This window comes from Spirosoma sordidisoli (assembly GCF_004138325.1).
Classification (GTDB): domain Bacteria; phylum Bacteroidota; class Bacteroidia; order Cytophagales; family Spirosomataceae; genus Spirosoma; species Spirosoma sordidisoli.
Genome location: NZ_SBLB01000002.1, coordinates 30,098 through 42,225 on the forward strand (window position 1 = coordinate 30,098; position 12,128 = coordinate 42,225).

The 12,128-nt window shown below is 54.8% G+C and carries 7 protein-coding genes; 4 read left to right on the forward strand and 3 right to left on the reverse strand.

Annotated features, from left to right (window positions below):
- The first annotated feature begins 92 nt into the window (after window positions 1-92).
- The 4 genes from EQG79_RS08675 to EQG79_RS08690 all read left to right on the forward strand — a co-directional run bounded on the left by EQG79_RS08675 (window position 93) and on the right by EQG79_RS08690 (window position 7,192).
- Window positions 93-3,140 (forward strand): SusC/RagA family TonB-linked outer membrane protein, encoded by a 3,048-nt coding sequence (locus tag EQG79_RS08675; protein ID WP_129601192.1) that lies wholly within the window; start codon window positions 93-95, stop codon window positions 3,138-3,140.
- A gap of 18 nt (window positions 3,141-3,158) precedes the next feature.
- Entirely contained in the window at window positions 3,159-4,655 is a 1,497-nt protein-coding gene (locus tag EQG79_RS08680) for a RagB/SusD family nutrient uptake outer membrane protein (RefSeq protein ID WP_129601193.1), read from the forward strand.
- A gap of 101 nt (window positions 4,656-4,756) precedes the next feature.
- On the forward strand, window positions 4,757-6,178 hold the full coding sequence (locus EQG79_RS08685; RefSeq protein ID WP_129601194.1) for a glucoamylase family protein: 1,422 nt from the start codon (window positions 4,757-4,759) through the stop codon (window positions 6,176-6,178).
- Window positions 6,179-6,262: 84 nt separating this feature from the next.
- On the forward strand, window positions 6,263-7,192 hold the full coding sequence (locus EQG79_RS08690) for a heme-dependent oxidative N-demethylase family protein (RefSeq protein ID WP_129601195.1): 930 nt from the start codon (window positions 6,263-6,265) through the stop codon (window positions 7,190-7,192).
- Window positions 7,193-7,213: 21 nt separating this feature from the next.
- On the opposite strand, the gene EQG79_RS08695 is transcribed toward EQG79_RS08690, so the two are convergent.
- The 3 genes from EQG79_RS08695 to EQG79_RS08705 form a co-directional block, all read right to left on the reverse strand.
- Window positions 7,214-9,388 carry a DUF5686 family protein gene (locus EQG79_RS08695; protein WP_129601196.1) on the reverse strand — a complete coding sequence of 725 codons (2,175 nt, stop codon included), beginning with the start codon at window positions 9,386-9,388 and terminating at the stop codon, window positions 7,214-7,216.
- Window positions 9,389-9,406: 18 nt separating this feature from the next.
- Window positions 9,407-9,781, reverse strand: a complete 375-nt coding sequence (locus EQG79_RS08700) for a carboxypeptidase-like regulatory domain-containing protein (RefSeq protein ID WP_129601197.1) — start codon at window positions 9,779-9,781, stop codon at window positions 9,407-9,409.
- Between the two features lie 594 nt (window positions 9,782-10,375).
- Window positions 10,376-12,064 carry a VRR-NUC domain-containing protein gene (locus tag EQG79_RS08705; RefSeq protein ID WP_129601198.1) on the reverse strand — a complete coding sequence of 563 codons (1,689 nt, stop codon included), beginning with the start codon at window positions 12,062-12,064 and terminating at the stop codon, window positions 10,376-10,378.
- Window positions 12,065-12,128 lie beyond the last annotated feature (64 nt).

The following is a 12,128-nucleotide window of genomic DNA, read 5'->3' on the forward strand; positions in this document are numbered from 1 at the left end:
TGGCCGTTTTGTATGGTTCTGCAAAGATTAAATAGTACAGACGTATGAGTCAGTTGTATATTTGCTCTGTAGAACCTAAAACTCAACGATCCATGTGTAGAATACGTTATACACTTCTCCTGGTGTGGGTGGCCGTCTGTGGACTGGCCCATGCCCAGAATCAACAAATTACGGGACGAGTCACGTCACAAAGTGACAAACAGGGGTTGCCGGGGGTGAGCGTCATCATCAAAGGCAGCACAACCGGTACCGCCACGGATGCCAACGGCGCCTACACCCTGTCAGCGGGGCAGGGCGCTGTGCTACAGTTCAGCATGATCGGCATGAAGCCGCAGGAAGTGACGGTGGGCAATCAGACCCAGATCAACGTTGAACTGGCCGATGATGCCAAAGCGCTCGAAGAAGTCGTGGTGGTAGGCTACGGTACCCAGCGCAAGATCGACGTGACAGGGGCCGTTGCGCAGGTAAAAGGCGAAGAGCTGGTTCGGCAACCCGTTCTGTCGGCAACGCAGGCCCTGCAGAGCAAGGTAGCGGGCGTGCAGGTCATCAACTCCGGCGCCCCCGGTCAGGCGCCCGTTGTCCGGATTCGGGGTACGGGTACGCTGCTGGGCGGGGCCGATCCGCTGTACGTCGTTGACGGGATTATCACTGAAGATATCCGGAACATCAACACCTCCGACATCACCTCGGTCGATATCCTGAAAGACGCATCCGCCACCGCCATTTACGGGGTTCGGGCCGCCAACGGGGTGGTGCTGATTACGACAAAGCGCGGTCGGTCGGGAGCTCCGCAGGTCACCTACGATGGCTACGTGGGAATTCGCACGCCAGCCAGCCGGGTGAAGATGGCCGATGCACCGTTGTTTGCGCAGTATAACAACGAAGCCGTTCGCTACGACAGCCAGACCGACCCGCTTCCGTTCGATCCGGCTGCCATTACGGCCAACACCGACTGGTTTCGCGAAATTACCCGTACGGGCATCCAGCATAACCACGCCCTGTCGGTCAGTGGCGGCACCGAGAAAACGACCTATCTCTTCAGCGCCAGCTACTTCAACGAGAAAGGGATTCTGCGCGGCAATGACTACAACCGGCTGGTGTTGCGCCTGAACAACGACTATACCCTGTCGCCAGCCCTGAAACTGGGGCATAACCTGAGCCTGGCCAACAGCAACTCGGTCCTGGCCGATGCGGGTAGCGCCCTGCTCGAAACCACCGACAACATCAGCACGACCTCGCCCGTTCGGGGCAGCGGCTCGGTATATTCGGCCTTCACGAACGCCTACCGGCAGGCCCCGCTGGTACCGGTCTACAATCCGGACGGGACCTACGGTTTCACAGCCCGGAACAACGTAGCCAACCCCATTGCGCAGCTCGACTACACCAACTTCGAAGCCAAGGGACTGCGGTTGCAGGGGTCGTTTTTCGCGAACCTGACCATTGCCAAGCACATCACCGTTATTTCCAACTTCGGTATCGAGTCCAACGTGCTGCGGTCGTACAATTACTCGCCCGTGTACCGGGTGTCGGCTAACCAGCAGAATGCGGTCAGTACCCTAACGGTGGGACGGTCGAACAACGCGCGCTGGCTCTGGACCAACACGGCCGAATACGCCAATACCTTTGCCGAACGCCATACGGTGAAAGTCTTGGCCGGTTTCGTGAACGAACGGTTCCAGGGCGATGTGCTGCGGAGCGCCCGGCAGGATGTGCCGCCCCAGTCGAACTACTTCTACCTGAACACGGGAAATGCCTCAACGGCCACCAACGAACAGACCGGAACCCTCGAAACCCGCCAGTCGTACATTGGCCGGGTCAATTATAACTTCGCCGACCGGTACCTGCTGACTGCTACGGCCCGCTATGACGGATCGAGCAAATTCCCGACCAGCAACCGCTGGGGTTTCTTCCCCTCTATCGGGGCCGGCTGGGTAATCAGTGAGGAGTCGTTCATGCGGGGAAAAACGCCGTTCGATGTGTTGAAAGCCCGCGTCAGCTGGGGGCAGACGGGTAACGACCGCATTCCGGCCAGTGCGTTCCAGTACACCATTGCCAGCGGACTCGACTACGCGTTCGGACCCGACCAGAGTTCGCAACAGGGCCGAACCATCACGAACCTGATCGACCCTAACCTCCGGTGGGAAATCACGACCGGTACCGACGTCGGGCTGGAGTTTGCGCTGGCCAAGAACCGGCTGAGTGGCGAGGTGGCCTACTACCAGAAACGCACCCGGGATGCCCTCTTTCTGCGGCCCATCGACGCTATTTTCGGCGACCTGGATGGGTCGTACCTGACCAATGCGGCTACGGTACTGAACAAAGGGGTAGAGTTCGGTCTGAACTGGCGCAACTCGGTAAATACTAGTTTCCAGTATAACATCGGGGCCAACGTGACCATGAACCGCAACCGGCTCGAAGACGTGCAGGGTGGTCTGCCCATCAACGACGGCGGCATCGGCAACGGCCAGTTCACGACCCGCACCGCCGTGGGGCAACCCGTAGGGTCGTTCTGGGTATGGCAAACGGATGGTATTTTTCAGACGCAGGAGCAGGTCAACAACACGTCAGCTAAGATAGAAGGCACCAAACCCGGCGATTTCCGGTACGTAGATCAGAACGGAGACGGCACTATCGATGATGAAGACCGCGTCTTCGTTGGATCGTACCAGCCCAGGCTGTACTTCGGCGTCAACGGCGGGTTTACCTACCGCAGCATCGACTTCTCGACGGACTGGTACGCCAACTTCGGAAACCAGGTCTACAACGGTAAGAAAGCCCAGCGGTTCGGTAACGAGAACATCGAAGCCTCGCGGGCTGACCGGTGGACACCCACCAACCCCAGCAATACCGAACCCCGCGCCAGCAATGCCGTACCGGTCTCGTCGACCTACTACGTCGAGTCCGGCTCGTTTTTCCGGATCAACAATATAACGCTGGGGTACACGCTGCCCAAAACGCTGGTATCGAAGGCAAAACTTAACCGCGCTCGGCTGTACGTGACGGCGCAGAACGCACTGACCATCAAGTCGTTTTCGGGTTATTCGCCCGAGCTGCCCGGCGGACCGCTCAACTCGGGTATCGAGCTGAATGCATATCCCGTTACATCAGCTTATCTGGTAGGTATCAATCTCGGATTTTAAGTTAAGCACTCAACAGACATGAAACGGATTCATAAATCAATGGCTATAGCCCTGGTAGGCGGGCTTTCACTGGTAACCTCGTGCCAGAATTTTCTGGACGTACCACCGCAGGGGCAGCAAACCCCAACCGACTTCTTCTCGAGTAACCCCGACGCGGCTACCACGCTCGTGAACGCCGTTTACGCCAAGATGCTCGACTGGAATTTTCACTCGTTCTCCTGGAACGGGGTAACAAGTATGACCTCCGACGATGCGGAGAAAGGTAGCTCGCCGGGCGATACGGGTACGGACAAAGACCAGCTCGACAACCTGACCTTTACGCCGTCGAGCCTGTCGTTCAACGAAGTATGGGTTGGGCAGTACGAAGGCGTTGCCCGCGCCAATCAGGCGTTGACCAACCTGCCAAACCTGACGATCGGCGATACGCTCAAAAACCGGCTCGTTGGCGAGGCTAGTTTTCTGCGGGCTTATTTTTACTTCAATCTGGTCCGCTGTTTCGGGGGCGTGCCGCTGATCACTACAGTGGCCGACCCGACCAACCCAACCGATATTGAGCAGGGGCGGGTCAGGGCCACGCGTGAACAGGTCTACGCGCTGATTGAACGTGATCTGCAAACGGCCGTCACGAATCTGCCCGAAAAAACGCAGTATGGCACCGCCGATCTGGGCCGGGCCAGCAAAGGTGCCGCCAAAGCGCTGCTGGCCAAAGTGTCGATGTACCAGAAAAAATGGAATGTGGTGCAGCAGCTGACCGACGAGATCATTGCATCGGGCCAGTATTCGCTGTTGCCGAACTACGGTGAGATCTGGCGCGAGTCGTCGGAGAACGGGCCGGAGTCGGTTTTCGAGATTCAGGGTAAAGGAACGACGCCCAACCGGGGGGTGCAGGGGTATTTTGAAAGTCAGGGCGCCCGGGGCGACGGTGGCTGGGGCTGGGGTTTCAACGTGCCGACCGAAGACCTGGAAAAAGCCTATAGCGTGGGTGATACCCGCAAAGACGGTACGATCATCCGGCGCGGCACTACGCTCTGGGACGGGCAGGTGGTAAGCGCCAATGCCGAAAATCCACGGTATAATTTCAAGGCGTACATCAGCCGCACCCGCGAGTCCTATAACGGCGACAACTGGGAAACCAACAAGAATATTCGGGTATTGCGTTATGCCGAAGTGCTGCTCATGAATGCCGAAGCGGCCAACGAACTCGGTCAGTCGGCCAAGGCGCTGACATCGCTCAACCTGGTTCGGGCGCGGGCGCGGGGTGGTGCTACGGGGGTTGTGCCCAACGTAACCACCACGGCGCAGGCCGCCCTGCGGACGGCCATCTGGAACGAACGGCGTCTGGAGCTGGCCTTCGAGCATGATCGCTGGTTCGACCTGGTGCGTCAGGGACGGGCTGCCGAGGTGCTGCGGGCCCAGGGCAAGAATTTTGTGGTGGGTAAGCACGAACTGTTCCCCATTCCGCAGAACCAGATTCAGCTGAGCGGGGGCGCGCTAACCCAGAACCCCGGCTACTAACCAGACCGAAATCGTTTTACTGGCCCGTGAGGATCGATACTCCGACCTCACGGGCTTTTTTACCCGCTCCGAAACGAGCCTGGTCAATTGGACGAAACCCTATGAAACATATTCTTACGATTCTCACGCTGTGCGGATCGCTTTCCATCGTTTGTTGCCAGCCCCGGACGCAGGCCGTTGCGCCCGTTCCTAAACCGGCGGGGCTGACCGCGTCGGACCAGTCGTTTCTCGACAGTCTTCAGCGCGACACGTTCCGGTATTTCTGGGAAACTGCCAATCCCGAAAACGGCCTCGTGCCCGACCGGGCGCCAACCCCGTCGTTCAGCAGTGTGGCTGCCGTAGGTTTTGGGCTGACGTCGTATCTGGTCGGGGTAGAGCGGGGGTACGTCACCCGCCAGCAGGCCGCCGACCGTACCGTGCGCACGCTTCGGTTTTTTGCCAGCGCGCCCCAGTCAGAAAAAGCAACGGGTGTGGCGGGGTACAAAGGCTTTTTTTACCACTTTCTGGATATGAAAACCGGTGAGCGATTCCGGCAGGTCGAGCTGTCGACGATCGATACGGCCTTGCTGCTGGGCGGCATCCTGAGTGCTCAGTCCTACTTCGATCAGAACACGCCCGTCGAAACGGAAATCCGACAACTGGCCGAGCAGATCTACGCCCGGGTCGACTGGACCTGGATTCAGGGCAAGAACGGCCCGGCCTCCAGACCGTTTGTGTCCATGGGCTGGCATCCCGAAACGGGCTTCATCAAAAACGACTGGACAGGCTATAACGAAGCCATGCTCCTGTACGTGCTCGCGCTGGGGTCGCCTACGCACCCGGTCGGAACCGACACCTGGGCCGCCTGGACAAAATCATATCCCTGGGCTACGTTCTACGATCAGCCGCATGTCAATTTCGACCCGCTGTTTGGCCACCAGTATTCGCACGTCTGGATCGACTTTCGCGGTATCCGTGACGAGTACATGCGCGGCAAAGGCATCGACTACGCCGAAAACTCGCGCCGGGCTACCTATGCTAACCGCGCTTACTGCCTGAACAACCCGGCCAACTGGCAGGATTACGGCCCAACGATCTGGGGACTGACGGCCTGCGACGGACCGAAAGATACCACGGTGGCAGGCCGAACATTCTTTTCGTACCGCGCCCGCGGAGCCGCATCGACGCAGATTGTAGACGACGGCACCATTGCGCCTACGGCGGCTGGCGGGTCGATGGCGTTTGCGCCCGAAATCTGCATACCGGCGTTGCGGACCATGAAAACGAAATACGGAGATAAGCTCTACGGCCCCTACGGCTTCCGAGATGCTTTTAATCCGACGTACCGCTATCCGTCGGCTTTTGCCAACGGCTCAACCCAGGCGGGTTGGTTCGATGTCGACTACCTGGGTATTGACCAGGGCCCCATTCTGCTCATGGCCGAAAACCTGCGAACAGAATTTGTCTGGAACCTGATGAAGAAAAATCCTCACATCCGGCGTGGGCTGGTGAAAGCCGGTTTTTCGGGGGGCTGGCTGAACTAGCCCGTCGGGTAGAGTGCGAGCAGGCATTACCTTTGCTGACCATATGAACGCTGGCAACCGTAACGCCTGTTCAGCTACCCGCCTATGCTCCCGTACTTTCCGTTTGGTCCGCAGTTTAACGACAAGATTGGCACCCGCCTGCTGACCGACGCCGATCCGCTGATCGACATCGATGACCACTATCTGGCCGAGGTGCTGTTAAAACGCCAGTTGCTGACCGGGCAGCCCGGCTATTATTACCAGTCGCAGCCAGGCCACGAGACGGCGCAGTGGGACGTAGTGGCGCTGGTGCTGCAAGAGGCTGCCCGCCGGGCACCCGACGCCTTTACGCTCCAGCAGCAGGGCGACGAATGGCACTGGCAGAACCACCGGCTCAACGAAGCCTGCACCTTTACCGTTGGTAAGGTCGATACGCTGCCGCAGGAGCCACTCGACTGGGTAGGTCGGCAGGTGGCCGAAGATCTGCTGGTATTATCGGGAGAAGGCGTTCGGCTCGTGGCGGGGCAGTTGTGCTTCGGCAACGGCTGGTGCCTGGACGATAAGCTGGGATTACCCTTCTGGGACATTCACGCGCCCATCAACCCCATTGTCGAGTCGATGATGCGGGCTGCGTTGGTCCTAATGGAGAGGATACCCCTCGGTCGACCCGTCTGGCGGCTCAACTGGAGCCTCAAACTCAGCGATCAGCTCGACATGACCAGCCGCCATACGCCCGCGCTCGATCGGCTGCTGGCCGAACGGCTCCCTCAACTGGCCCTCGATACCATAGCGCAGCAGCTTTTTGTCCGTATCGAGCGGCAAACCCTTACCCGACTTCAGCGATCCGGCGCGGTGCTGTTCGGCATCCACACCTACCAGAACCGACTCGATCGCGAGCTGGCCGAACGGCCTGGTGCAGCTCAGAACCTGGCGGCCGTACTGGAAACCGCTCCGCCCGCCCTGCTCGACTACAAAGGCATCAGTCCGTTTCTGGAACCCCTGCTGACGGGTCTGAAACAGGAAAAAACTTCATGAAGCCCCCTTTTAGATCTGTTTTTACAGCGATACATGAATAGCAGCCCGAATGCCAAAAGACCGTGTGCCGGGTGCGTTCAGGTGGGTTAACCGATGGACAGCCGCAACCCGCAGAAAGCGAAAAATATTGTCGATCCCATATCCGAGTTCTACATAAGGGGTAGGCCCGATTGATTTAGGTAGATATAGTTGAGGTAAGTACTCGGGACTAGATTCGAAGTACTTGGAGACTAACTCCTCATTATCAACCCGTAAACTTCCGTAGAGTAGTTTGCCCACTGCAAACGTCCTTAAACCCCACCGATTAAGTAACGGGATTCGGTTCGTTACTAACCCTTCAAACGAGTGATGAAAGGATAAGGACAGATACCGGTCGCTGGCAAATTCCGAGTAGTTCATCAGGTTGAACGCATTTTTGGCGTAAACAAAGGTCTCATTGCCCAGGTGTACGTTCAACAGGTTGATTGGCAATAGCGAAGGCGTATACAAACCTTCGATGGTATAGTCTGTTTTTCCAAACAGGCCAAAGCGCAGCATGTGCGAAAAATCGACTTTGACAATATGGTAGTTCCCCAATTGGGACCCAACAGACGCTAACAGTGTATCGCTAACATGACCGAATGTGTATTTCAAACCAATAACGGGAGCTGATTTGCCGGCCCGGGTTCTTATTCGGTTAGGGTTGCGGCTGGGTATCCGGTTGGGAATATACCGTAGGGCAAAGCTGGCTTCCGGCGCATTGAAGGGCGTGACAATCGAGAATCGCTCCTTACTAAATTCTTCTGGATAGAAGTAATCGAGTGGATAAAACGCACGGTGGCGCAGAGTCAGTGTCGTCGTGATATTTTGAGAAAAGTCTTTCTGGAAAAACACTTGATAGTCTCGCTGATAAAATGCTCCGTTTGATCGGCCAAAGCGGGAGGCCAGCCGAAATAACGCATTATCACCGATATCCTCCTGGCGAATACCAATCTGATCGATATCAAGATTGGCTTTCAAGCCGAAACGGGTAAGGGGTGCCGTTGATGGGACGTAGGTGATTTCTAAATCTCGTTTCAGTATTTTATCGCGGGTTCCGTAGGCAAGATACCCGTTTATCTGCCATTTTTTGCTGAATCCGGGGCTGGTGCGCATTCCGAGCCAGAAACGATTCTGCTCTATGTTATTCCGCGCGTAGCTAAAGAATGCAGATCCTAATTCAACAGCTTTCGTAAGGCGCACATAACCGCCGTTGACAAAAAAATTGACTGCTTTTGATAGCCGCCTGAACGACGGCACCTGACTAACTGTGTCGATCAGTGCAAGTGATAGCTGTTCATCTTTGGTCAGTTTTTCCTGCCGTTGCTGGGTCCAGAAGGCATCATCGGCTTCTTTACTATCGGCCCTGATTTCAACGGGGGCATCAAAAAAAGCCAGCTCTTTTGGCTTGTTGACAATTACATCTTTCAAGTTGATAGCCAGGCCGATAACAACGCCTGTCGATTTATCGAAAAGCTCAGATGCATCGATAACCAGTCGCGTCTTTTCGGGCATCCAGGTATCCTCTTTTTCGCCAAGCTGTTCATATTCCTGTTGAATCTGTATTTTATCAATGAAATTGATGTTTGCGGTTTTGTCGATATTGGCGTCAATCTGCACGAGTGCGTACGAGGTCGTGTCTATCCAGAGCGTACCTCTAAAGGCCAGGTCGCGGGTATTTTTCGGGTCGAAATCAATTCGGAAGCAGGTATGTAATCCGACCTGGGTTGTGTCCCGTAAAAAATATGTGTAAACTCCGGTTCCGCCTTTTGCCAGAGGGGACATAAATTCTTTACGAAAAAGTCCAATCCAGTTCTGGTAAAAATTAATCGTATTATAGCCCGAAGCGGTAAGTTGTGTTATAAAATCGTTATCAGCAATCCCAAGACCTTTTGAGTAACTTTTCTGAACAATTTCTTTCATCCGCATCGGATTTTTTTTGAAATAAATTGTCGAAATAGCTTCTGATAAATATATAGGGATAACCAGATTTGCATTCTTGTCGCGCAGAGATTCTATCTGAGCTAATTTTTGGTAAATGTCGCGGATAATTCTTTTCTGCTTGAATTTTTCGGATAAGTTCTGGACGGAAATGCTTATTCGGTTGTAAGCCTCACATTCGTAGGCATTTATTTCGGCAAAATTATTTTTACTCCTGTGCTCATCGACTTTACGCATAATTCGATAGGCAGGGTCCTAGCCACGAGTACGAACGATTACCTCTTTAAGTTGCTGTGCGCTGGCAGATAACTGAATATTAATCGTTTGTTGAGCTACAATGCTCACCGGTTTCCGGCTGGTGATATACCCAATGGACGAAGTAACCAGCGAGTCTGCCAGCGTCTGTACCGTCAGTTTGTAATTTCCATCAAAATCGGACTGGGTGCCTACTGATTTTCCCTTTAATGCAATCGATGCAAAAGGAATGCCTTCGCCTGTTTGCGCATCGGTTACTTTGCCTGTGATGGAGTAAATAGGCTGGGCAGAGATGTTATGAACAGTTAGCAAAAAAGCAAGTGGTAGCAGGCGGAAAAGCATTCGCTTTGCTACTGGTACAATGAACGCGAACATAGTGTTACGGTAGGTAAATATAAGCTAAGCAAGCAGTTCAGAAGCTTGCGAAGTAGTTGGAATAGACGTAATCTGTAAATGTATTTCGATAAATAAGCCGGGATAATTAAGTCGGTACTTTCAGAGAAATAATGGCCCTCATTCTTATGTATTAACCGAATAGGATTTATTGCATAGGCTCGTCAATTTATTCAAGAATGATCAGCACTTATTGCCTGTAGGTTTGTCTTTTCTAATTATTCACTAGACGAAACACGAGGTGAAAAGTTTCTCTATGTATTGGATTTATTTGAAGTGTTAATGATGTATTGTTGTACTATCAAACTAGTATTTTTTAGGCAGTCTAGAAAGGAGAGGGGGTAAATAGCTATGAGGCAAAAGGCGGGACTGAACAGACCATAACCGTGTGTAGCGGGGAACTCTCAGGAGTTGTTCGACCAGGTCATGGACTGGTCCGGCGGAGAAAATGCAAAGGCAGGGAGATTATCCCTGCCATAGGAAAACCGACCGCATCGGCTACCGTTTGCTGTCGCTACTCAGCAGTTGCCAAACGGCCCCAACTCAGCAGAGAAAGAAGTCTTTTTGTATATAGGATCAAAGCTCCCAGATAACCCGCACGACCTTACCGTGAACGCCGATGGTCTGGAAAAATTCGAGCCAGTGTAGCTGCTGCGGGCCGAGGTGGTCGGTGGGTGATTTGACTTCCACGAATTCATAATGCCCGGCCTGGTTCCAGATCAGCAGGTCGGGAAAGCCGCGCGTATGTTCGCGAACATTCCGGGCCATTTCGAGCAGGATAAGCCGGAGCTGCTCCAGATCGAGGAGGTCGATAAGGCGCTGAACCAGCGTCAGCAGCTCATCCGACCAGTCGACGAGTACGTTGGTGATGCCGTACTTGGCGTTGAACATGCGGCCCGTATGCCGTCGCCAGTCGTCGCGGGTAGTTAGTTCGGTCAGGCGCTTTTTGAGCAGCTCTTCGCGTTTCAGGTAAAAATCGGGCAGGTAAAAGTCCGACGGCGCGCGCTGCAGCGGGTGATGAATGGCCGATACGTTGGCGTCGTAGATGATATCCCAGAACACCAGCCCGAACAGCCCGCGCCAGGGGTAGTTTTCGGTAAAAGCCGCGTCGTAGCCCGACTCGAGGTAATAGTTCATCACGCCAGCCTCTACATGATGCCGATAGGCGGCTGGTATGTTCAGGCTTTCGGCATCGGACAGGAAGCGGGTGGTAGCCTTACGGGGGCGCTTTTTCTCGCCGACGCTCAGGATTTTCTCGCGGAAGTCGTTCGCAAAATAGCGTTCTTCGGCATTGAGGGGCGCTACGGCAATCTCGTCGCAGAGGGCCAGGGCTTCGTCGACGGCGCCGTTGCGGAACAGCAGCCGGACGCGTCGTTCCCGGGCCGGCACGCGGTCGCTCAGCTCATAAACAGCCAGGGCCTGCTCGGGTAGCTTTTGTCGTTCCAGGTAGCCACCCACCTTGCATACCAGTTTCTGATAGCCCGGAATGGCAATTTCGGTTAGCTCAGGCCGGGTTTCGTTCCAGTTCAGAAACCAGTTGTAAATATCTTCGGCGGGCGTTTCGCTGGTTTTCAGTTCGTAAAACTCCTCGTTCGTCAGCGAGATCATCAGCTTATCCTCCACCTCTTTACGGGTACGAAAGCGGGCCGTCATCTTGCTGTCGTCGTAGCGCTCGAAGTTGACCATGCCCAGATCGCGGACCACAAAATCAGTCATGCTGCCGCCCCGGTTGCCGAAGAACAAGTACTTGACCATCATCCCCTCGGCTTCGAAGTTCATCCGGATAACCGTTTCGTGGGTAGTCAGGCTGGTGACTATTTCGCCGAAATCGAGTTCATGTAATGCGTACCGAACTACACCCTCCTTCTTTTCCTTGTTGAGCGGGCGTACTTCTTCCGGCGAAAGCGGAAGCAGATCCAGGAGTTCGGGTTTGGTGAAAACACCGAGTGCGTCGTCGCCCATACCTTCGTGGTGTGGTGATAAACGTTCGATAAAGCCAGTTGTCAGGAGTTCGCCAATGGCCGCCGGTAGGTCGGTAATTTCGGCATACTGCAGTTTGTTGACACGAAAAAAGAGTCCTTTTCGGTTACTGAGTCGTACGTATACACACTGGGCGTCGAGGCCGAGGGCTTCGAACCGGCGGATAAAATCCCACTCGGCCTCGTTAAGCAAGCCCCCGTACAGCCGTTTGACAAAGTCCAGCACGTAGCGGAAATTGTCGAGGTAATACCGGGGGGTAAGAATAACTTTCTGTCGTCCGACCATGCCAGGGATTAGTGATTCGGTTTCCCGGTAGCTACTGTCGGGAGACCAGTTTTGGAGCCGCCCG